Raw genomic sequence first — 23693 nt, 5'->3', positions numbered from 1 at the left:
ATACGAGTGAGTTTTACATTCGATCGTATTGCATCTGTAGCGTTTCTGGCGGTAGGGGTGCTATTTATTATCGGGAGCAAGCAATTATCTAGCACATCATATGGAAGTGTGGTTGGACCTGATATCTTTCCATTCGTACTGGGTATTTTTCTAGTTTTATTAAGTATCCGTTTGTTTTATGAAACATTTACTGGAAGCAGCGAAAAGGGTGAGAAACAACCATTACAATATAAACCCTTCTTAATTATCGGAGTTGTGACGTTAGTCTATATCTTAACTTTGGAATCAGTCGGATATGTTATTACAACCTTCTTGTTTTTATTTGTTTGCTTTCAAACAATGGAACGGTCGAAGTGGATTTCATCTCTCATCATCGCCGCATGTTTTTCAGGAATTGTTTATTTTTTATTCGTAGAGGTGTTGAAAGGTACACTTCCCGGCTGGGCGATTTGGTTTTAATCATCAACTGAAGAAAGGAGGAAAATGACATGAGTACATTTGATTATTTAATTCACGGATTTGGAACAGCACTCATTTGGTATAATCTTCTTTTCGCCTTTGTAGGCGTGTTAATAGGAACGGCTGTCGGAGTTTTGCCGGGGATTGGGCCTATGAGCGGGGTAGCGTTACTTATTCCTGTTACGGCATCGATTACTGGTGGGCTGCCACCGGAACAAGCGGCAACAAGTGCCATTATTCTTCTTGCAGGGGTTTATTATGGAGCGATGTATGGCGGTTCGACAACATCGATTCTATTAAATACACCTGGGGAATCCTCGTCAGTAGTGACAACATTGGATGGTTACCAGATGGCCAAGAAAGGAAGGGCAGGCAGCGCTTTGTCCATTGCGGCGATTGGCTCGTTTGTTGCTGGGATTGTGACGCTCATCGCTTTGATTGCCTTAGCAAAGCCATTATCAGAGGTAGCCCTTAAATTTGGCCCTGCCGAATATTTTTCGTTAATGCTGTTGGGGTTAGGGGCTGTCAGCGGATTAGCGGGAAAGTCGGTGACAAAGGCGTTAATGATGACAGTTTCCGGCTTATTACTTGGGACAATTGGGATCGATAGCGTTTCTGGTATTGCGAGATTTACTTTCGATGTTCCATGGCTTTTTCAAGGAATTGAGTTTTTAACGATTGCGGTTGGGTTGTTTGCGCTGGGTGAAGTATTTAAGACTATTTTAGAAAAAGAAGAGGAAGAAGTTGAGATCGCACGCATCAATAATTTACTTCCATCTAAACAAGAGTTAAAAGAATCGGCCGGCCCCATTGCCCGTGGTTCCATCCTGGGATTCTTTATAGGGATTTTGCCTGGTGCAGGGGCAACGCTTGCCTCCTTCTTTTCTTATATTCTTGAAAAAAAGGTTTCTAAAAATCCTGAGAAATTTGGAACAGGGGCCATTGCAGGCGTCGCTGCACCGGAATCCGCCAATAATGCCGCATCCGGTGGTGCCATGATTCCCTTATTAACATTGGGTATACCGGGTTCAGGTACAACAGCAATCCTTATGGGAGCCCTAATGATGTACAATGTCCAGCCAGGTCCATTATTATTTGAAGACCATCCACAGGTTGCATGGGGTTTAATTGCGAGTATGTTTATCGGTAACATTATGCTATTAATCTTGAATCTCCCACTTGTAAAAGTATTTGCGAAAATCATTCAAACGCCAAAAAAGTATTTGATTCCGATGATTATCGCCATCTCCATCTTTGGTGTTTATGCAGTCCAAGTATCCGTTAATGATCTTTTGCTATTACTTGCTTGCGGTATCCTTGGCTATTTTTTCAGTAAACATGATTACCCAATTGCCCCACTCGTTCTTGGACTTGTCTTGGGGCCAATGATTGAGAATAATCTAAGAAGGGCATTGACGATTTCAAATGGGGATTATAGTGTATTTTTCACTCGCCCGCTTTCATTAGTCTTTCTGATCATTACTTTTCTATGGCTGGTCATTCCATTTCTAATGAAAAAACGCGGAAAGGACATTATCATTAATGTAGAAGGGTAGATTCAGAAATTTTAAAAAATTCCTTTTTTAAAGGAGTTTTTTTTATTATGATAGAGGTAGAGGTGTATAAATGCGCTTACATACGAAACTTATGCTTGGAATCTCCATTCTCATCATCGTTCTCGGAACGATAATTGAATTTACTTTTAAAAATATTATGGAAACCAACCTGAAACATGAAATCGGTTCGAAAGCCCTCTCAGTTGCGCAGTCGATTTCTAATATGCCAGAGATTCAAACTGCATTCGAAAAAGAGAATCCCTCTGCTACTATTCAGCCAATTGCAGAAAAAATTCGCAGGCAGGTCGGAGCTGAATTTATTGTCATTGGAAACAGGAACGAAATCCGGTACTCGCACCCGAATCCCAAGCGCTTAGGCCAGAAAATGGTTGGGGGAGATAATGGTCTTGTCTTTAAAGGGCAATCAGTAATCTCAGAGTCGACAGGGACATTGGGGCCTTCGCTAAGGGGGAAAGCGCCGATTTTCGGCGGGGAAAAGGTTATGGGTGTTGTTTCTGTCGGATACCTCCAAACGGATATAGCAAAAGAAGTATCAAACTTACAGCAAAAGATATTTGTAGCTACGATGATTATTTTACTTGGCGGGCTACTCGCCGCGCTATTAATTTCACTGAATATTAAAAGGGCCATTTTTGGTCTTGAACCACAGGAAATTGCTTGGATGTACCAAGAGAAGCATGCGATTCTTGAGTCTATTCATGAAGGGATCATTGCAATTGATACAAACGGGCGGATTACGGTGGTGAATGAAACAGCACATACTATTTTAAAGGAACCGTTGCATTCCCTACTCCGCGGAAAAAGAATCGAAGAAGTGCTAGAAAATACACACCTTCTTGAGGTGGTTCGAACCGGCCAAGCCGAATATGATCAGGAAATTTTGATTTTAGGGGAAGTGTATTTAGCCAATCGTATTCCTATTTTTAATAATAAGAAAGAAGTAATAGGGGCTGTCGCAAGCTTTCGGAATAAGTCTGAGCTTTCCAATCTGCTAAAGGAATTATCCCATATTAAAACATACGCAGAGGGTCTGCGGGCCCAAACCCACGAATATTCCAATCGGCTGTATACGTTGCTAGGCTTGATACAGCTTGGATCCTACAAAGAAGCGATTGATTTTATCTCTAAGGAAGTAGATGTTGCCCAAGGATTCATTCAATTTTTAATGAATGAGGTACCAGACCCATTTATTGCTGCATTTATCTTAGGAAAAGTAAGTTTAGCTAGTGAATTAAAAATTCATTTTTCAGTCGACAGGGAAAGCAGCTTTACAGATGTCCCTGCAGACATCAATAGGGACTTGTTAATCACCGTTATTGGTAACCTTGTTAATAATGCATTTGAAGCAGTTCGAGAGAATGAAAGGCAAGAAAAATGGGTTACTCTTTTTTTAACAGATCTCGGTAGGGACTTAATTATTGAAGTAGAAGATAACGGAAAAGGAATAGAAGAACCTAGTAAAGATTTACTATTTAAACAAGGATATTCAACTAAAAATACAAGCAGCAATGCCGGAATCGGGCTAAGTTTAGTTCATAGTGCGATTAACGAATTAAGAGGAACAATCACGTTTTCTACGGTTGGAGGAGAAGGGACCATTTTCACAGTGGCGATACCAAAGAGCAGGGGGGATTAGAATGAACGAGAACCAAATGATTGAAGTGTTAATTGTAGAGGATGACTTACGGGTTGCGGAAATCCAAAGGCGTTTTCTTGAACAAATCGAAGGTTTTCAAACAGTCGGTATTGCGGCTAGTTATGTCGAGGCTAAAACGTTAATTGACATCATGCAGCCGGACTTGCTCTTGCTTGACGTATTTTTCCCGGATATGAATGGACTTGACTTATTAAAAGAAACAAAGCAGCAATCGAAACAACTGAATGTGATTATGATTACGGCCACAAAAGAGATTCATAAGGTCCAAGAAGCCATTCGAATAGGGGTGTTTGATTATATCATTAAACCGGTTGTGTTTGAGCGCTTTAAGCAATCCTTACTTCGATTTAAGGATTTCCATAGAAAGCTGGTTCAACTTGAAGAAGAGAATCTCCATGTCACCCAGCAACAGGTGGATAAGCTGCTGCGAAAGGAAATGGATGCGGGAGTGAATGAAAAGTCATATCTGCCAAAGGGGATTGATCCTCTTACCTTGGATAAGGTACTTGAGGTATTAGGTAAGGGGGGTCGCGGTCTAACGGCCGAATTAGTCGCCCATGAGATTGGCATCAGCCGAACAACTGCAAGACGCTATTTGGAACATCTTGTAGCCGAGGAAAAAATAGCAGCAGACCTCGCGTACGGTACCGTAGGCCGTCCCGAGCGGGTTTATATCGTATCGAATTAACAATTAACAAGTAAACAGCTACCCAATCTTTCATTTCTGGCAGCTTTTTTATTTTTTGTGATGGGGAAAGTCCAACATAAATTCTGAACAATACGAATATAATTCATTGGATGAGTCCTTCTAAATAAGGGGTGGGGATATGGGTTATACGGATAACTATGAAAGGGATGCCTATGGGATCATTGCGTTTTGGCTGCGGAATGATTATGACCATGGGCGATTTTTCGATAGGGAAATAAGCCATTATGAAATAGAACTAGCCCGTGCAAACCAGAATAATATTCAGCGTTTAGGAGCGGTATGGCAAAAAGCCCAGTCGAAAACGGGGGATCTTGGGCTATTGCTCGATGAAGCAACACATGCTTCGCGGGAATTTCATAGTTTACTTGCCTATACCATGGATAAATCTCTCCATTGTGAGGTGATTATTTCAACACCAGTATCACTTCTCGACCATATGGTGCGGGAATCTGAAGAGTCCCAAAAGGTCTACAAATTAATTCAAAGTGGCGCTCAAGTATCACCAACAGATGCAGTCATCCATGAAACAGTATTTTGGTTAAGACAAATGGCTGATCATTTAGGTTATATACGTCATTATTCAGATGTATCAAATTATGAAGTGAACTTTCAGGTTACAAATATGATGCAAAAATTTGAGCGGCTATTAATGCAGGCAACTGCATTAAAAACCATGATACGAAAACCGCGCAATGGAATGCTGCCAGTTTTGGATCAATTCAGGCAAACGATTATTAAAGAGGCGAAGAGTCTCGAAGCATTTAAATTGGAAGTAGATGACCTAATCAAAAGATGTGCAATCGCGACGACCTCTCCTCCAGATTTGTTAGAACATATTGCTAGGGAAGCCCATCACTTATGGAGAAATTTAGAGGATGGGGTTATCACTTAATATAGTCACCATACTTATATAATATTTAAGGAGCATTTACCTTTGTAGGGTTAAATGCTTTTTTTGTTCTTTCAAATATACAAAGATCAATAATTTTTGATCCATCGACAAATATCTACATAAACCTGCTATACTAAAAGCAATCTAGGTAGGAGGTGAGAAAAGTGGAAAAAATACTTCAGAAGATATTGGACAAACTTGACACCTTGGATCACAAGGTAAGCTCTATGGATGAAAGAATCACTAGTTTGGAACAAAGTTTTCCGGCTGAACTTAAAAAACAAGGGGATTTATTACATCATTTAATCAATACTGTAGCAGCCACGAATGTAAAGATTTCCGAAACAAACGAAAGAATAGATTCTGTAGAAACAAAGGTAGACACAATCGCAGAAGATGTAAAGGAAATCAAAAATTCAATGGCGACCAAACATGATCTCGAATTTTATGACCAAATGATTTCTGAACATTCTAGGGAAATTTACAAGTTAAAAAACAACTAAGTCTCTCCAAAAGGATTCCCCAAATTAAATTTAAACCTCTATTTGCATTATGGATGATTCTCTGTTATAGTAAAGAAGAATTATTTTTGTTAGTCAGTTTGATTATGAAGTGTAAAACTTTCGTCTTGAAGAACTGAGCAAGGATAGTAACACAATGTGTGCAAAGCACACGAGGAGGAAACAACAATGGAACAAGGTAAAGTAAAATGGTTTAACGCAGAAAAAGGTTTCGGATTCATCGAACGCGAAGCAGGAGACGATGTATTCGTACACTTCTCAGCTATCCAAAGCGAAGGTTTCAAATCTTTAGACGAAGGTCAAGCTGTTACATTTGAAGTAGAACAAGGTCAACGTGGACCCCAAGCTACTAATGTTCGCAAAGCATAATATGAATCAATAGATAAAAGGGACTCTCTTGTAGAGTCCTTTTTTTGTTTTATTTATTAATTTCTTGGATATGAAATAAGGGCTGATTTATTCTACCTTAATCTGTACAATAAGTGTATTCGATAAAATTTTGTAAAGAAAGAGGTAACGTATGAAGATTGATTCACCTAAAATCTCCGCTGTATTGCCTACACGGAATTTCCAAGATATTTTTTATGAAGAGGATCCAGAATTTGAAATGTGTCAGGTAATCGATTCTGTTTTTGAAAATGAAGTGGTTGGTAGAGTGCGATTAACGAATATGGTAATTAAGAATTGTCGGTTCAATCATACTGATTTTAAAAACAGTGATATTACGGATGTATGGTTTGAAAACTGTGATTTTTCCAATGTTAATTTAAGCAAATCTTCCATTCACCGTGTGGTATTTAAAAATAGTAAATGTTTAGGTGTCGATTTTTCCGAAACACGATTCGGGAATGTTCAATTTGAGGATTCTGTGTTAAATTTGGCGACGTTTGGAAATTCAAAGGTAGAAAAAGTAAAGTTCAACACCACTGCCTTAAAAAGCAGCGATTTTTTTGATTGCAAACTTAAAAACGTTGAATTTCTGGGTTGTAATTTAGAAGGGGCAAACTTTGACCAAACATCACTAAAAGGAATCGATATCAGTACGTCTACATTTGAATCCCTGATTGTGGCGATTGAAGATTTAAAAGGGTGCAAGGTATCATCTTTACAAGCCATCCAATTTGCAGCATTAATGGGATTGGTTATTAAAGACTAAGGATCATTTTTTTTCAAACTAGTAAATTCCTCGTATCTTCTATTAAAAAAGCTACGAGGTTCTTCCAATCAATTTATGTGAAATTTTTCACATAATGTTCACGAATAGATCGGTTTTAACACTAAATGTTCCTGTATATTAACACTATAGTCATGTTGTTTATATGCGAGGGGGATTTAGATTGAAAAGGATATTTCAAGTTCTACTATTATTTGGGCTTATAATGACACCAGTTTTTTCTGAAGCGCACGTAAAATGGTTTACAGAGGTTGCGCCACATAAGGAGACAATTGAACATATATTATCACCAATGTTTATATTCCTAGCACTTTTTGCTGCGTTTGTACTAGCTTCATTAACATTGTTTATTCCAAAAATGGCGGAATGGGGGCCTGTGAAAAAGTGGGAGGATCGTCTTTCTAGTTTAAGGAAATATTCACGATACCTGCTAAAATACGGGACAGCTGTTGCTCTGACGATTCAAATTATCAATGGAACGTTATTTGCTCCAGAGTTCCATATTGAAAATACGATCGCTATTATATTAACGTGGATGACCATCGGCTTTTTATTCATACCACATCATATTTCAACAAAAATCGGTGCTTCTATTCTTTTAGGATTATTTATTTACGTAACCTTTCATCATGGAATTTTCTATATGTTAGACTACGGATTTTACGTAGCCATTATTGGTGTTTTATTAGTAGGGAATACAAAGCTTGAAAAAGTTGGATTCCCGTTCCTTTATTTAGGTACCGGTTTATCATTAAGTTGGGTAGCCGTAGAAAAATGGGTATACCCTGGTATGGCATTAGACATTGTCGCAAACCACCACGTACCGACATTTGGTTTCGAACCAGGATTGTTTGTCGTAATGGCGGCATTTATCGAATTTGTTGTTGGCTATTTATTAGTGGTAGGGATTTTAAATAGAGTGCTAGGGTTCGTTGTAACAGGTATATTTATTTCGACTACAATGTTATTTGGAATGACAGAGGTCATTGGCCATTTCATGATTCATATCGTCTTAATCATTTTCATAATCGAAGGGGTTTCATTTTACAACCCGCCCATTAAAATGCATAAAACGAAACTTGATCAATTCATTTTTGTGTTCTTAAATTTCATTTTCGTGCTAGCGGCTTTTTTATTGATTTATTATCGGTTTGCGTAAAAATTGATTTCCACGCTTAAGCCTAAATCAAAATAAATGGTTTATTTTTTAAAAAAAAGACACATTTTTGAGAATCCATCATATAGTAACTTCTGTGTGATAAATGTTAAGGAGGAACGAACGATGAAGGACAATCAAATGATACCAACAAGCAAAATCGAGTTCAAAGAGGTAGAGGATGGATTTAAAATAATTGAAATGAATGTTTCGGATCCAACTGAAAGTTTATTTTCTGTCGTCACCCCTATTAAAATGAAATAAAAGGAAAAAACTATCTTTTTTGTACTCATACATAGAAAGATGGTTTCTTAATGAAAGGAAAAGGCTGGCTCAATTAGGTTGAGTCAGCCCTGTTAGTTTGCAGTTTTTATTTGGAGGTACTAGTCTTATTCATAAACTTCAATAAATCGGTGAGCAATGTACTAAAAGTCGAGAGATGTTCTTGGATTCGACCAGGATATTCCGAGTCGATAAACTCAAGTGTATCATTTCCCGTATGCCAAACACCGCCGTGTTTAACCGTTTGGTCGTAGCCATCAAGGGCGCCAATTTCCCAGTTGGTTGCCTCTAAATAACCGTAAGGAATTCCAAGACTTTCAAATGGTGCATGATCGCTCCAGTCACCTGTGGTTCCTGCCGGATAATCAGGATTCAACCCTGGATTGGTTCCGACATTTAACTTTTTCTTCTTCACGATTTCTAATGCTTGGTCGCGAATGAAGCCAGCATCTCCGGCGCTTCCATAAACATACATATTGTCACCGACTGCAAGACTATCCATATTAATCATACCAATGGTATTTTCAATTTCTTTTTGCGACATATTGGCTGCATAAAAATTTGATCCCCGTAGTCCGGCTTCTTCAGCACCAAATGCAATAAAGACAATAGAGTATGGAGTAGGGATATTTTTCAAGACCTCGGCAACTTCCAAAAGTACGCCTACACCAGAGGCATTATCATCAACACCGCGTCCGGCTGCAACAGAATCATAATGGGCGCCCACGATGATCTGCTTACTAGATTTCCCGGGTTTATAGGCGATAACGTTTGAAGACTCGGTTGTGGCACCGCGTCTTGTATAGGCAAAATCCTGTACAGACGTCTCAAATCCGATGCGTGCAAATTGACTTTCAATATATTCCGCGGCTTTTCGCTCATTAACTGACCCAGCAACCCGTGGACCTATTTCATACGCTAGGTACTTCATATGTTCGTATGCCATTGCTCCGTTTTTATGTACAAGTGATGGTTTGTAGGTTACCGTTTGGGCTGAAGCACCCCCAACAATTGTCAAAAGGCTAAACACCAAAGCGATAAAGGATATTGTTATTTTCTTCTTCATTCCTCCGACTCCTCACTTTCTATTTTTTATAAGATTAATAGATTCTTTTTAAAGAAACAATAGCTTTGACAAAGGATAGCAAAAGAAGACAAATTTCCATACTATTTAGGTTTGGTAGCCATCGCCATCGCCCATAAAGGGTTAGAGGAATTTAGACTTTTATATGCATGCAAACTTGTTTAAAGATTCGTGCCCTCCAAACTTTCTTAAGCATTTAATTGGTGTATAAAAGGAAAACAAGGTAATCTGTAACAGTATATTTTTTTATAGGTTAGCGGGGGAGTTGGATAAATGGATAGAACAGAAAATAAGCATTCAATGATTGTGGGACTTTTATTGGCAGGAACATTTATTGCCATTTTAAATCAAACACTAATGATTACGGCCATACCGCCGATCATGGAAGAAATGAAAATTACCGCAAATAGTGCACAATGGCTAACGACCATCTTCATGCTGGTGAATGGAATAATGATCCCCATCAGTGCCTTTTTATTAGAACGATTTACCACAAGGCAATTATTTATTACGGCCATGAGTATTTTTGCAGTCGGAACCGTTGTTGGCGGGATTGCACCAAATTTTGGATTTCTTCTTTTAGGAAGAGTCATTCAGTCGATCGGGGCAGGGGTGATGCTGCCACTCATGACCACTGTATTTTTGCTGATTTTCCCGGTTAATAAACGGGGGGCCGCAATGGGACTCGTCGGGCTTGTCATTTCCTTTGCCCCCGCCATCGGGCCTGCTTTATCCGGATGGATGATCTCCCATTTTTCATGGCGAGTGTTATTTTTTATCATTTTGCCAATTGCTCTCATCGACATCATTGTCGCCTATCGTTTCTTGAAAAATGTCACCGAGGTTGCCAATCCCAAAGTGGATATCCTATCCATCCTGTTATCTTCATTCGGTTTTGGCGGGCTTCTTTACGGATTTACCTCTGCGGGAAATTTTGGTTGGACGCATGCCGTAACCCTTCTATCTCTTGCGATTGGCAGTATATCCTTACTGATATTTATTTTCCGTCAGTTACGACTGAAACATCCGATGTTGGAATTCCGAGTGTTTTCGTACACCATTTTCCCGTTCGCGATTATCATTGGAATGATCGGTTTTATGGGCCTAATTGGAGCGGAAACAATAATCCCGCTGTTTATGCAGCGGATGAGGGGATTTTCCGCATTTGAGGCGGGTCTTGCATTATTACCTGGTGCACTAATTAGCGGGGTCATGGCACCGATTGTGGGGAGAATCTTTGATAAAATCGGCGCGCGCTGGCTCGTGATGATAGGCTTAACCATCATGACTGCGGCCTCGTTCGCCTATACATCCTTAAGTCCTTCGACCTCAATGACCTACATTACCGTCCTTTACGGAATACGAATGTTTGGTCTTTCAATGGTCATGATGCCGGTGGCAACAGCTGCCTTGAACCAGTTGCCAAAACGGTTAATTCCGCATGGGGCTGCTATGGATAATACGATGAAAATGATTGCCGCTTCGGTAGGGACCGCTATACTTGTTACCGTAATGACGACAACAGCGGAAGCGGCGAAACAGCGCCCTGATATATCCTATCCGGATATCCACGGAGCGAATATCGCTTTTATGGTCGTGTCCATTCTTTCCTTAGTAGGATTGATTCTGTCCTTTTTCCTTAAGAATAACCGCCAGATCGAAGAAGAGGCGGATGGAAAAAGACAACCAAATGGGGCTGTAAAACTTCAAGAATAAGTCCAACATAAAAAAGGGGTAGAAATACCCTCATATTTTGGATTAAAATGACAGGATTGAAAATCGTCCTCATGAACCACTCATGAGGACGATTTTTTATTTATTCTTTTTTTAATCGTCCGGCTTTTTTGGCAGCCTCTTTTAAGATGACTTCAATTTGGGCGTTCACACTTCTTATTTCATCTTCCGCCCATTTTTCCAACACTTCATATAATTTGGGATCAATGCGAAGCGGAAATGATTTTCTTTTCGTCATTTACGACACAACCTTAATATATGCTTCCTGTATTAATAATGGGCTGCGTTCCTTTTTCGGAAACGATGGCGACCATAAGATTATTGACCATCTGCGCCTTTTTTTCCTCATCAAGCTCGACAATTTCTTGTTCAGCCAGCTGGTCAATCGCAGCTTTTACGAGTCCAACGGCACCGTCGACAATCACCTTACGCGCAGATAAAACTGCCTGTGCTTGTTGTCTTTGCAGCATGGCAGAAGCGATTTCCGACGAGTAGGCAAGATGCATGATCCGTGCTTCAATGACATCCACCCCGGCAACATCCAGTCTTTTTTGTAAATCAGACATTAGCACATCTGCCACTTCATCACTATTTTGGCGAAGGGTGAAGGTGTTTACAGCATCATGATCGAACGAATCATACGCGTATCTGCTGGCAATATGACGAATACCGGTTTCGCTTTGAATTTGAATGAACTTTTCATAGTTTTCAACATCATACATGGCCTTTGCCGCATCCCTTACTTTATACACAACAACGGCTGCAATCTGAATGGGATTTCCTTCTAAATCATTTACTTTTAGCTTTTCGCTGTTAAAATTGGTCACCCGTAAGGAAACGCTTCGTTTGAACGTAAAAGGAATGGTGGCCCATAATCCTTGATCGCGGATGACACCGAGATAGGTCCCAAAGAACGTTAATACTTTTGCCTCGTTCGGCTGAACAATCGTTAAGCTTGTGGCAATAATCAATCCTAAGAAAATGACTACGCCTCCAGTAATTTTTTCAGTAACTGACCCGGTAACGATTAAAAAGATTCCAAAACCAACACACAAAAGCGCAATGATCAATGCTGCAAAACCATTCATTTTAAAAATCGATTTCTCACTCACTGGTTCTCCCCCTTATTTTAAAAAATGATATAAAAGTGATATCATATTTATATCATAATAGAAATGCTAAAAAAAGTAAAATAGTAAATGGTTTACCAATTTGTGTATCAGGAAATCATTTCACAAAAATCACCATCAATGAAATTAATTCGAAATTATGCTAATCTTTTGATAGTACAGGGAGGAGTGATTTGTATGGGAAAATTAATTCCTGAAATAATCCTAAATGATGGGATGAGTATACCGGTAATCGGTTTGGGTACCTATAAACTGAAGGGGAATAAAGGAGTCAATTCCATCCTAAGTGCCATTGATATCGGCTATCGACTCATCGATTCTGCTTATAATTATGAAAATGAAGGAACGGTTGGGGAAGCCGTTAGACGGAGTTCTGTTCCAAGAGAAGAATTAAGAATTACCTCTAAATTACCTGGTCGCTATCAAGCGTATGACAAAGCGGTTACGACCATCCAAGAATCGTTATATCGTGCCAATCTTGATTATTATGATTTTTATCTGATTCATTGGCCAAACCCTAAACAGGAGCAATATGTGGAAGCATGGCAAGCCTTAATTGATGCTAAAAAAGAAGGCCTTATCCGTTCGATTGGTGTTTGTAATTTCTTGCCTGAACATTTGGAGCGGTTAGAAAAGGAAACGGGCGTGAAACCTAGCATGAACCAAATCGAATTACATCCATTTTTCAATCAAGCGGAACAACGAAAATGGCATGAAGAAAAAACAATAGCAACAGAATCGTGGAGCCCATTTACCCGAGGATTGAAGGACATAAATATTGATCCGTTTCTAACAATCGCCAACCATCACAACAAGACCATTTCCCAAGTTATTTTACGTTGGCATTATCAATTGGGGGCCATTGCCATTCCGAAATCTGCCTCACCTGCACGACAACTTGAGAATATTTCCATTTTTGACTTCTCCCTAGATGATGCAGAAATGAGGATAATTTCAGACTTAACCCGCCCAGATGGCAGAATTAACAATCAAGATCCTGCTACATATGAAGAATTTTAACCCATAACAAATAGACAATCTAGAAGCACACCACGATAATAGATATGTGATGTGCTTTTTCTGCAAGGAAAGGGTAAATTGAATGTATGGGAAAAAATGAAAGGTGGATTTTCAGGTGAAATATAATTTTGATGAGATTGTCAACCGCAGGGGAACCCATTCATTAAAATGGGATGGTGGAAAATTAATTAAAGAAATGGGCATGACGGATCGATATGATGAAGATACTTTACCGTTATTTACAGCCGATATGGACTTACCCGTCCCCCAGCCATTAATAGATGCTTTGCATAAAACAGTGAATCATAAAATTTTTGGTTACTCCATATTTCCGGATGAGTATTTTGAAGCCATTCAACATTGGTTTAACAAGAGACATGAATGGGATATCAAGAAAGAAGAAATTGTTTACAGCCCAGGTACTGTTCATGCTTTGAATATGGCGGTGCGAGCATTTACAAATCCAGGTGATGGAATCATGATTCAACGGCCAGTTTATCCACCCTTTACATCAGTCATCGAGGGTAACGGAAGGCAAGTCGTGAATAACGCTCTGAAATGTGATGGAGAAGGGTATTATTCCATCGATTTTGAGGATTTTGAAAGGAAGGCAAAAGACGATAATACGAAAATGTTCATCATATGTAACCCACATAACCCAACAGGAAGAGTCTTTACTAGAGAAGAACTTCGAAGGTTATCCGAAATTTGCGAAAAAAATAATGTGATGATCATTGCCGATGAAATTCACGGGGATTTAGTTAGACGTAATCAAACATTTATTCCAATCGCAAAAGTCGCAAACGATGCAAAAAATATTGTAACCTGTACAGCAATCAACAAAACGTTTAATGTTGCTGGACTTCATTGCACAAACGTAATCATTCCAAATTTAGAACTAAGAAATCTATTCACTAACACAATGGGCTTTCAATTAGCATCCCCATTCGCGATTTCTGCCCTTATAGCAGTCTACAATGAGGGGGAAGATTGGCTGGACCAACTAAAAGAATACATTGACGGCACCATGGAATGGGTAGTAAATTTCTTGGCAGAAAAAATGCCCGAAGTAAAAGGAAGAATTCCTGAAGGGACATACGTCATGTGGCTGGACTTTAGTGGGTATGGCCTGTCTCCTGAAGAAGTTCATGATCGAATTTATAACAAAGCGAATGTCATCCTCGAAGATGGAAGTATGTTTGGAGAAGAGGGATCAACGTATCAGAGAATTTGCATCCCATCTCCTAGACCGATTATAAAGGAAGCATTTGAGAGAATGGCAAGAGAATTTGAAGATAGTGCTAGTCGACAAGGGTAAATAAGATACAAACTTTGGGAAAAAAAGTCGGTTTTCTATATTCGAGTAAGGAGAGAGCTCAGGAAATTCCTAAGCTCTCTTTGTAAGAAGATTTTTAGACAGAATGGACAGAGCGCTTGGTTTGTTTACTCCCTTTTAAAAGAAAGTGACTGAATGATTGAAAAGTGTCGACAGGTAAGGAGAGGGGGAAAGCATGAAATCTTTATGGAAATTTCTTCGTTATATAAAACCATATCGCCTATTTGCGATTTTGGGACCGCTCTTGATGTGTATCGAAGTCGCAATGGATTTGCTGCAGCCAACCATCATGCAGCATATCATTGATGTGGGAATTGCTCAAAATAATAATACATATGTAGTTACGATGGGACTTCTCATGCTCGTGACCGCTGTCATCGGTTTTCTGGGCGGGGCTGGCTGTACCGTGTACAGTACGAAAGCAGCGGTGAATTTTGCGACAGACATTCGTCATGATGTGTTTCGAAAGACAGAGCAATTCTCCAATGAAAATAGGGATGCTTTCGGAAGCGGAAAATTAATGACCATTGTAACGAACGATATTACAGCCCTTCAACAGTCTTTACTGATGATATTGCGTGTATTTGTACGTGGACCGCTGTTGTTTATCGGTTCGGTTGTCATCGTCTGGATGACCGCACGTGAATTGTTTCCAGTATTGCTAGTGGTCATTCCGATCTTAATCATTTTGATTTATTACTTCTCGGTTAAATCCGGCAACTTGTTTGTACATGTGCAAAAAGCAATGGACCAGGTGAATACCAAACTTCAGGAAACATTGGCAGGAATTCGGGTAATTAAAGCATTTAACCATCAAGAATTTGAAAAGATAAATTTCAAAACTGTAAATGATTCGTTAACGAAACGGAATCAATCTGCAGAACAAGTTATTTTGACACTGATGCCAATCATGTTCTTCGTTGTAAATATGGGTGTTGTTGCCGAGTCCCTTATTTGATTGGGTTCATTATTGATGAATACATTCTCCCAAAGAATATGGCGGGCACACTCCAATTATTGATAGTATTAGCCCTTGTTTATACTGCTAGCTCTGTATTTACCTGGCTGCAAACATTTTTAATGGTTCGAGTAGCTATTCAAACCATCCGAATGGTACGTCAGGATTTATTTGATAAGTTTCAGTCCTTATCCTTACGTTTTTTCGATAAACATTCCCATGGGGACTTAATGAGCCGAGTAACGAATGATATTGAGAGCTTGAATAATGCACTTAGCCAAAGCGTCATTCAAATTTTTTCTTCGATTATCATGGTTTCGGGTGTTACCATCGCTATGTTTTCTCTTAATTGGCTGCTTGCTCTTGTAACGCTCCTGATTATTCCTGTGATGATCATTACCACTAAGAAGATGATCACCTATAGCAGCAGTAATTTTATCAAAAGACAGAAAGATTTGGGAGAATTGAATGGGTTTATAGAGGAATCCATTTCAGGAAATGAAGTGATAACACTCTTTGGGAAGGAAGAAAAGGTTATGACGAAATTTTCAGGTGTAAATGAAAGATTGCGTCATTCAGCGATGGCAGCTGATACCGTATCCGGTTTTCTTGGACCGACGAATAATGGGATTAACAATCTAGGATTGTCTCTCGTCATTGGAGTTGGTGCGATAATGACGGTACATGGATTGGCAACTGTTGGTATCATTGCCGCATTTGTTACGCTTCACGCCAATTTTTCCGGCCCATCAATCAGTTATCCAGTTTATTGAATATGATTCAATCCGCGATTGCCGGTGCGGAGCGAGTGTTTGAAATTATGGATGAAACGCCTGATTTGGAAGGTAAGGCCGATGCGATCATGGTGGATGCCTTTGAAGGCGATGTGGAATTCTCGAATGTTCACTTTAGCTATGAGGGTGGAACGCCCCTATTAAAAAATATTAACTTTAAAGCAAGTGCAGGCGAAAAAATCGCTTTAGTTGGCCCAACAGGTTCTGGTAAAACAACGGTTATCAATCTATTAATGAGGTTTTATGACATTCATTCTGGTGAAATTAAAATAGATGGACGAAATAGTAAGGATTATAAAACTAGTGCATTACGGAAAAAAATCGGAATTGTCCTTCAGGATACCTTTCTATTTTCCGGAACCATCATGGAAAATATTCGGTATGGGCGTTTGAACGCCACGGATGAGGATGTCATTGCTGCAGCCAAACTGGCTTCCGCGCATGGATATATTAAGCATCTGCCTAAGCAATATCAAACGAGCATTAAGTCCGGGGGTTCCAACTTAAGTCAAGGGCAACGTCAATTGCTCGCGATAGCCAGAGCTATTTTAGCTGATTCAGATCTTTTAATTTTGGATGAAGCAACATCTAGTATTGATACAAGAACGGAAATTGAAATCCAAAAAGGGCTGAATCGATTAACAAGGGGACGAACGAGCATTGTCATTGCCCACCGTTTAAAAACGATTGAAAACGCCGACCGAATTTTAGTTATCGATCACGGAGAAATCATCGAAACAGGTACGCATCAGGAATTGTTGCAGAAAAAGTCCTTTTATTATCAATTGTATGAAAGTCAGTTTAATATATAAAATAAGCAAACCGGGATGACCACGTACTTTGAGAAAAATAGAAGGAAAGAAAATTCAAAACACACATGACACATAGGAAAACTCAGAATAAAGTGATAATAACTTAAATAATTTCCAGAAAGTTTAGAACAAAGTAAAAGCCGATTGGATAACCAAAGGCTAATACTCATTTACTGGGTATAAGCCTTTTTTATTTAAAAAAAGGGGGCTAATTATGATGATCCTTCCGATTAGTAAACGTCCGATGAGGAGGCATCCTTAACCCTAGGTGCAAGCGGCTGGAAAACATGAATATCAGTTCTCTGCAGCGTTTGCAGTGGCTTCCGTAATGTCGCTTTTCGCAATCATGACATTAGTGGTGAAAAATATGATTGAGTGGAAGGCAAAAAGATCATTCATTCCTGAAAAAGGAGAATCCTAGATGAGCATTCAAATACAAAACATCTCTAAATCATTTGGAGCTTTCAAAGCACTTGATACAATTAATCCAGTCAACCGCAATCAGGTCAATATAAAAATCATTGTTAGGTTGAGCCAAAAGCTGGTACATGTGATAGTGTATATAAGGGTAGTTGAGCTAACTCTCCGGAGTAAGCTCTTTCCCATTCTTCACTCAGTAAAACTTGACTTGTATAAAAGATTTAGTTTAATCTGAGTATCCATACTGTCAATATGACCCAGAGAGGTGAGATGTGAATAGGATGAGTGCAAAAGATCAAGTATCTGTCCGTGACCATAAAGACTATCAAACAGAAGTGGAACGATTAGAGTTTACTAAGGAATATATCCGTACCGTTTTAGAGATTTCTAAAGGGAATAGAGAATTTTTCCTTGAAAATATGAAACAATCATTGGCTGATTTGGACCCTCAGGATAGTAGTACGAGCTACACGGATCTCCTCGCGAATGCAAGATTTCTTGAATTAGCTGAAAGCGAGCTGAAAAGACTTGAAAGCGTGATTGGGAAACCGTATTTTTCAAGAATCGATTTTACGAGTGATAGTACGAATAAGGAAGAAGTTTTGTACATTGGCAAGGTATCCTTGTTTGACCGTGTGTCCCAGGAACCTATTATCGTGGATTGGCGGTCGCCGATTGCCAATGTTTACTATGATGGTCGGCTGGGAGAGGTGTCATATGAAGCCTATGGGGAGACACAAACTGGTTACCTGGCATTAAAGAGGCAGTATGAAATCGTCGATGGATTATTAAAAGATATCAGGGATATCGATTTGACAACACATGATGAACTGTTGCAGAAATCGCTGTCAGGTAAAGCAGACAATCGATTGACAGAAATCGTTGCAACTATTCAAAATGAGCAAAATGAAGTGATCCGGGCATCATTGAAGCACCCCATTATCGTTCAAGGAGCCGCCGGAAGCGGGAAAACAACCATCGCACTCCATAGAATATCCTACTTTCTCTATTCCTTCGGGATCAGATTCCCTCCAGAAAAATTAATGATTCTCGCTCCCAACCGATTGTTTATCGATTATATATCAGCTGTTTTACCGGAACTCGGCGTCAACAAAATTAACCAAACCACCTATGTCGATTTCATGAAAAGTTGCTTAGGTCAGAAGATAAAGCTATTTTCTCCCAATTCGAAATTAATAAAGCTTCTTGAGAGAAAAGGAAATACAAAATCGCTCCAATGGGTCTCTAGCTTTAAGGGATCACTCGAATTTAAGGCAGTAATGGATAATTACCTAAAGGCCATCGAAGTAAATCTTGCACCTATAGAGGATTTTAGGGTAGAGAAATCCATTCTATTGAAAGGGCAAAAGCTAAAAAAACTATTTTTAAAAGAATATACATACTTACCAATCTATAAAAGGATAAGTAAACTAAAATCCTTATTAGAAGATGATTTGAAAAAGAAGAAATCCATCATGCTTACAAAACTAAATAAAAAATACGATGATGCCTTAGACCAGGTTCTTTACAGCAAGAGACTTGATCCGGAACGAAGGAAGCAAAAAGTGGTCATGCTGATGGAGAGGAAAGAAGAAAGATTGAAGCAGGTGGAGCAAGAGGCAAAGACTGCGGTAAAAAAATATATGGAACCGCTTGTCATGAAAGATATTTTTACCTTGTACAGGGAATTGATGTCTTCACCGGAATTAATCAAAAAGCATTCTACTACTCTTTCGGATCAACAATGTACACTCCTGAGTTCGTTTTGTCAGAAGATTTTTGCCAGAGGGGCATACGAACTGGAGGACTTAGCCCCATTATTTTATATGAAGGCAAAATTGGAAGGCATCGAGGAAAAGTATAAAATGCGGAGTATCTTTATTGATGAAGCACAGGATTACAGTTACTTTCAATTTGCCGCATTAAAAGAAGGCTTCGAAACCGACTTATTTACCATTGTGGGTGACCTTGCGCAAGGGATACATTCCTATCGGGGCTTGAATAGCTGGGAACCGGTATTGACCGAAATCTTCCCTAATGCAAATTATCAAAGCTTACAAAAGAGCTATCGAACCACCGTTGAGATTATGAATTTGGCTAATGACATCTTGCAGCTGCTTGAACAAGACTTACCAAAGGTAGAGCCGGTTATTCGCCATGGTCACAAACCGTTGCTTATAACCATCGATCCTACGAATCTAGAACAAGTCCGGTTGCAACTTGAACAGGATCTTGTCTTACTAAAAGAGGAAGGGCTTCACTCCATTGCTATCATTGGACGAACGGACAAAGAATCTCAAAGAGTCCATGACATCCTAAAAAATAGTCAACTTCCGATTCAATTAGTGGTGGAAAAAGAAGATATGAAGAAGGAACACATCGCGATTATCCCTTCATATTTATCGAAAGGATTAGAATTTGATGCCGTTTTGATTGTATGCTTGGAAGAACCGTTTGCAAAAGTGGATCTGGATATCAAATTATTGTACGTGTCCATGACAAGACCGATGCATCGATTGTATTTATACGGAAAGAACTCATCGGACTTTTTATTACAGCATGCAGCTGATTTACATGTTGAAACCAATCTCTAACCACTGGGGTTAGACACCCGAAGTGCTAACGGGTTAGCGCACCGGGCGTCTGACCTCTTTTTCTTTTCTAAGCATGTTTCCGAAGTGATTCCTCTAAAAAGGTGGTCAAATAAGCAGCATTGGTTATCTTTTTATTGCACTCAGCGCTGTCTAGACAAATATAGTTCCCAATTGCTTTATAGTAGTCGGGGTTATTTGCCTTTTTGGCTTTGGTGATCGTTGAAATAAAAGCTACTTTTCCAAAACGATTGCAGAACGAACAGATATTATCCTTATTTATAATTGAATATTTGCATTCAATCCCTGTCATTTCCCCATTTAACTCGTAAATAATGAATTTTTTATTGGTGCTGATATCAGACCAGCTTAGGTAGGTCATCTTCTCGAAAACATCTGTTGATAAATGAGGCATCTTTAGCTTTTTGGCTTTTGGAAACATTTTTTTCACTTGCTGCTCGGTCAAGTTGGGAAACGGGATGATGTATCTGGCTAACTCTTGAAGATAGTTGTCAAACTCAGTATCCGTTTTCCAGCTTGAAAGGTCTAATTTTTCTACCTGCTCCCTTGCTGCATCCGGAAAAAGCTCAAGAATTTGTGCATTTGCCAGTTCCTTGACAGCCTTAATGACAGTGGGGTCGGTGTTCTTCCGATAACTATCCTTGATTAAATCCACTTGCCTTTTTATAAAATTAAATTGCTCATTCTTTAAAAATTTTTCGTTCATGATCATTCGCCTCAATTTCTTTCGTTACTCTCTTATAGTGTAAAGAAATGATCCTTAAAATAATAGGTGGAGGATAACTTAGAAACAAATGATACATAAGAAAAAAGCCTGACTAGGTCAGACTCTTATTAGTCATTTGCTTTTTTCTCGCGAGTACACAATTTTTTTGATGGTTTCAATGGATAGGAAATACTCATCTGCTAACTGGTGGATATCGTATCCCATAGAAAATGCATGTTTAATGGAAGCATTTCGCTCATCAATGAACGTTCTTGCCCCTGAACGACTTCCCCATTTTCGATAGCTTTTTATCGGTTTAGGGATATAAAGGGTTTCCCCTTGAACATATTTTTGAATTTCTGCTAGTAGCTTTTCAGGTAATATGTTACTTGCGTTTACATATTTCATCGGTTGCCAGCCCCTTATTTTTTTTGATCAAATCAATAAGGTGCAAAGCCGGATATTAGATATGAAATAAAAGCATAACTGGCGATTTTTAAAAGAAAAATGTCCGCCCCATGCAAAGTATCGCCTTTCCAATACGTGGCTTTGCATGAGTGGCTGGAGTCCCTGGTAATCTACACTGATTTCCCAAGACTCATCACCTCCTGAATCTAAGGTATTGTCCTTACCAGTTTGGTAAGAGAATATACACCATTATAAATGAAAATGGACCGTAGTGCCTAGTTGGATTTAAAAAGAATGCTTACATGTTGCTTATTTTCCCCATATTTTATGAAACATCCTGACAGTGATGAGTAAAAATACGGACTGGACAATTAGAAGTAAAGAAGAAGTCAATAATTTTACACTGTGATCGGATACACTAAATATTCCCATTATCAATCCAAATAAGATAAAAAGTACACTTAGGACCGGTGTAATTTTCATTAATTTTTCCAACCTTTTGTTCACTTAAACAATTCCTCCCTTTACTAGTAGTAAAAAAATGCTTTAAGTATTGATAATTAAAAAAGTGTATGTAACAAACCTATTCCTTAATAATATCATATTTCCTTATATAAATTTATGAATTTTAGTTAAAAATTGGTAATGTAAAACAGGTAAATTTTAAATCCTATTTAGGAAACAAAGATAGAGAGTTAGTATGGTAAAATAAATGAAATCAAGTCTTTGTAAAGGACAATAGGAAGGAAGGGCAAAACGATGGATTTCGATATGGTTATGCAGGAACTGGAAGGGCTCGGCAAGGAACGACTGAAAAAGATGTACATAAGTAATGGGGCACACGAGCCACTTTTTGGGGTGGCTACAGGCGCAATGAAGCCTATCGCAAAGAAAATCAAGAAAAACCAGCCTTTAGCCGAGCAGCTTTACGCCACAGGAAATTACGATGCCATGTATTTTGCCGGCATTATTGCGGACCCAATGGCAATGACGGAGGCGGATTTTGACCGGTGGATCGATGCGGCGTATTTTTATATGCTGTCCGATTATGTGGTCGCGGTAACTTTGGCAGAAACCGATATCGCGCAAGAGGTTGCGGATAAATGGATTGCAAGTGGTGAAGAACTGAGAATGTCGGCAGGCTGGAGCTGTTACTGCTGGCTTTTAGGTAATCGCCCGGATAGTGAATTTAGCACAACTAAGTTGGCCAATATGCTCGAATTGGCAGAAAAAACGATTCACCATTCTCCTGATCGAACGAAATCAGCTATGAACAATTTTATCTACACTGTCGCGATTTCATATGTACCGCTCCATGAGAAGGCGGTTGCAACCGCAATGGCAGTAGGCCCAGTCGAAATCAAGCGTGATAAGAAAAAAAGCAGCATCCTGCTCGCTTCGGAAAATATTCAAAAGGAGCTAGATAGAGGAAAGCTGGGTTTCAAACGTAAATATGTAAGGTGTTAGTTTCGTTTTTAGTACCAGTTCGTTAAATACTGTAGGATTGAACTTTACTACCTAGATTTTAAAAACAGAATCGTTAGACCTCCACTTTTTTCCTAAGAATGGAGACCTTCTTTTTGCAAGACAACAATGATAAAAGATGGGAAGGGGAAAATGGATGAAAAAAAGAGTTGTTCTTATCAGTGGGCCTTCTGGGGTAGGGAAGTCCACGATGAGATTGCGGTTAAGAAAACAGTTAGGTGAAAGATTTAATTTTAAGGTAGCAGGAATCGAAATTGATGACGTCCTATTGCTTTGTCGATCCTTTGTTTGCAGCACCCAATTACTTGGAACTATGGAAATCAGCTAGGCAGAATACAGGTTATCTTGCCAATGTATTACTACAAAATGGCATGGAAGTAGTATTTATTTTCGGAAACACAATTTTTTCTAAAGAACAAGTATTAGAGGTATTGCACGAAATTGAATTGGATGATCAAACGTCTATTTTTCACATTTCACTAAATCCAAAACGTGATGCCATCGCGGAACGGCTGAAGAAAAGGCAATACTCTGTTCCAGATTGGCTGAATTCTCATTTGGAAGAGAGATTACCAATTCCTCAAGAATTAAATTATTAGTCTATTGCAATTTGTTATCCTACGCTATAAAATAAAACTTTGAAGCACTAGTTAAATTTATCCAATTTAACCATAATTACCAAGGGTTGGATGGAAGGTTTCCTCTTGTAAAAAATTTTTTATAAAAGAATAAGTGCCTAAATCAACTAAACTAGTTACTTCCTAATG

Annotated in this window: 21 protein-coding genes and 3 pseudogenes; 19 read left to right on the top strand and 5 right to left on the bottom strand. The window is 39.0% G+C overall.

All coding sequences use genetic code 11. The features are described 5' to 3' along the window. Positions 1-6 precede the first annotated feature (6 nt). From G6554_RS21210 to G6554_RS21165, 10 genes are all read left to right on the top strand, one after another. Entirely contained in the window at positions 7-459 is a 453-nt protein-coding gene (locus G6554_RS21210) for a tripartite tricarboxylate transporter TctB family protein (protein ID WP_166245564.1), read from the top strand. 29 nt (positions 460-488) lie between these two features. Continuing rightward, complete coding sequence (locus tag G6554_RS21205; protein ID WP_166245562.1) at positions 489-2015, top strand: tripartite tricarboxylate transporter permease; 1527 nt, start codon at positions 489-491, stop codon at positions 2013-2015. 70 nt (positions 2016-2085) lie between these two features. Continuing rightward, positions 2086-3672: an ATP-binding protein gene (locus G6554_RS21200; RefSeq protein ID WP_207343025.1), complete on the top strand. Its 1587-nt coding sequence runs from the start codon at positions 2086-2088 to the stop codon at positions 3670-3672. A gap of 1 nt (position 3673) precedes the next feature. Then, positions 3674-4381 carry a response regulator gene (locus G6554_RS21195; RefSeq protein ID WP_207343024.1) on the top strand — a complete coding sequence of 236 codons (708 nt, stop codon included), beginning with the start codon at positions 3674-3676 and terminating at the stop codon, positions 4379-4381. 139 nt (positions 4382-4520) lie between these two features. Further along, complete coding sequence (locus G6554_RS21190; RefSeq protein WP_166245560.1) at positions 4521-5294, top strand: DUF2935 domain-containing protein; 774 nt, start codon at positions 4521-4523, stop codon at positions 5292-5294. A gap of 164 nt (positions 5295-5458) precedes the next feature. Then, positions 5459-5797, top strand: coding sequence for a hypothetical protein (locus tag G6554_RS21185; protein ID WP_166245558.1), 339 nt, complete (start codon positions 5459-5461; stop codon positions 5795-5797). A 186-nt stretch (positions 5798-5983) separates the two neighbouring features. Further along, positions 5984-6184: a cold-shock protein gene (locus tag G6554_RS21180; RefSeq protein ID WP_007083691.1), complete on the top strand. Its 201-nt coding sequence runs from the start codon at positions 5984-5986 to the stop codon at positions 6182-6184. Between the two features lie 151 nt (positions 6185-6335). Next, a complete protein-coding gene (locus G6554_RS21175) occupies positions 6336-6971 on the top strand; it encodes a pentapeptide repeat-containing protein (RefSeq protein WP_166245556.1) in 636 nt (211 codons plus the stop codon). A 181-nt stretch (positions 6972-7152) separates the two neighbouring features. Then, a complete protein-coding gene (locus tag G6554_RS21170; RefSeq protein WP_166245554.1) occupies positions 7153-8148 on the top strand; it encodes a hypothetical protein in 996 nt (331 codons plus the stop codon). Between the two features lie 123 nt (positions 8149-8271). Then, positions 8272-8409, top strand: a complete 138-nt coding sequence (locus G6554_RS21165; protein WP_166245553.1) for a hypothetical protein — start codon at positions 8272-8274, stop codon at positions 8407-8409. Positions 8410-8515: 106 nt separating this feature from the next. On the opposite strand, the gene G6554_RS21160 is transcribed toward G6554_RS21165, so the two are convergent. Further along, a complete protein-coding gene (locus tag G6554_RS21160) occupies positions 8516-9493 on the bottom strand; it encodes a M20/M25/M40 family metallo-hydrolase (protein WP_166245551.1) in 978 nt (325 codons plus the stop codon). Between the two features lie 291 nt (positions 9494-9784). Here G6554_RS21160 and G6554_RS21155 point away from each other — a divergent pair, with 291 nt between their 5' ends. Beyond that, positions 9785-11227 carry a DHA2 family efflux MFS transporter permease subunit gene (locus tag G6554_RS21155; RefSeq protein ID WP_166245549.1) on the top strand — a complete coding sequence of 481 codons (1443 nt, stop codon included), beginning with the start codon at positions 9785-9787 and terminating at the stop codon, positions 11225-11227. Positions 11228-11327: 100 nt separating this feature from the next. On the opposite strand, the gene G6554_RS21150 is transcribed toward G6554_RS21155, so the two are convergent. Both G6554_RS21150 and G6554_RS21145 read right to left on the bottom strand, forming a co-directional pair. After that, positions 11328-11483, bottom strand: a complete 156-nt coding sequence (locus G6554_RS21150) for a type II toxin-antitoxin system antitoxin (RefSeq protein ID WP_007083705.1) — start codon at positions 11481-11483, stop codon at positions 11328-11330. 13 nt (positions 11484-11496) lie between these two features. Further along, positions 11497-12357, bottom strand: coding sequence for an SPFH domain-containing protein (locus tag G6554_RS21145; RefSeq protein WP_166245547.1), 861 nt, complete (start codon positions 12355-12357; stop codon positions 11497-11499). Between the two features lie 195 nt (positions 12358-12552). On the opposite strand from G6554_RS21145, the gene G6554_RS21140 reads away from it, so the two are divergent. From G6554_RS21140 to helD, 6 genes and pseudogenes are all read left to right on the top strand, one after another. Beyond that, positions 12553-13395 carry an aldo/keto reductase gene (locus tag G6554_RS21140; protein WP_166245545.1) on the top strand — a complete coding sequence of 281 codons (843 nt, stop codon included), beginning with the start codon at positions 12553-12555 and terminating at the stop codon, positions 13393-13395. A gap of 115 nt (positions 13396-13510) precedes the next feature. Then, entirely contained in the window at positions 13511-14713 is a 1203-nt protein-coding gene (locus tag G6554_RS21135; protein WP_166245543.1) for a MalY/PatB family protein, read from the top strand. A gap of 193 nt (positions 14714-14906) precedes the next feature. Then, positions 14907-15674: pseudogene (locus tag G6554_RS26245) on the top strand (ABC transporter permease); the annotation flags it as partial. 5 nt (positions 15675-15679) lie between these two features. After that, a pseudogene (locus tag G6554_RS21125) lies at positions 15680-17295 on the top strand (ABC transporter ATP-binding protein); the annotation flags it as partial. A 286-nt stretch (positions 17296-17581) separates the two neighbouring features. Continuing rightward, positions 17582-17716: pseudogene (locus G6554_RS25795) on the top strand (sulfate ABC transporter permease subunit CysW); the annotation flags it as partial. Positions 17717-17996: 280 nt separating this feature from the next. Then, positions 17997-20309 carry an RNA polymerase recycling motor HelD gene (gene helD, locus G6554_RS21115; RefSeq protein WP_166245587.1) on the top strand — a complete coding sequence of 771 codons (2313 nt, stop codon included), beginning with the start codon at positions 17997-17999 and terminating at the stop codon, positions 20307-20309. Between the two features lie 67 nt (positions 20310-20376). On the opposite strand, the gene G6554_RS21110 is transcribed toward helD, so the two are convergent. Next, a complete protein-coding gene (locus G6554_RS21110; RefSeq protein ID WP_166245539.1) occupies positions 20377-21033 on the bottom strand; it encodes a FusB/FusC family EF-G-binding protein in 657 nt (218 codons plus the stop codon). Between the two features lie 132 nt (positions 21034-21165). Beyond that, positions 21166-21441, bottom strand: a complete 276-nt coding sequence (locus G6554_RS21105; RefSeq protein ID WP_166245537.1) for a CD3324 family protein — start codon at positions 21439-21441, stop codon at positions 21166-21168. A 759-nt stretch (positions 21442-22200) separates the two neighbouring features. Between G6554_RS21105 and G6554_RS21100 the strand changes: the two genes are divergently transcribed. Beyond that, positions 22201-22908: a DNA alkylation repair protein gene (locus tag G6554_RS21100; protein ID WP_166245536.1), complete on the top strand. Its 708-nt coding sequence runs from the start codon at positions 22201-22203 to the stop codon at positions 22906-22908. Between the two features lie 272 nt (positions 22909-23180). Continuing rightward, on the top strand, positions 23181-23525 hold the full coding sequence (locus G6554_RS21095) for a hypothetical protein (RefSeq protein ID WP_166245534.1): 345 nt from the start codon (positions 23181-23183) through the stop codon (positions 23523-23525). Positions 23526-23693 lie beyond the last annotated feature (168 nt).

Source organism: Bacillus sp. MM2020_4 (assembly GCF_011250555.1).
Lineage (GTDB): Bacteria > Bacillota > Bacilli > Bacillales > Cytobacillaceae > Neobacillus.
Note: the sequence above shows the minus strand (reverse complement) of the source record. Positions and strands in the feature narration are given on the sequence as shown.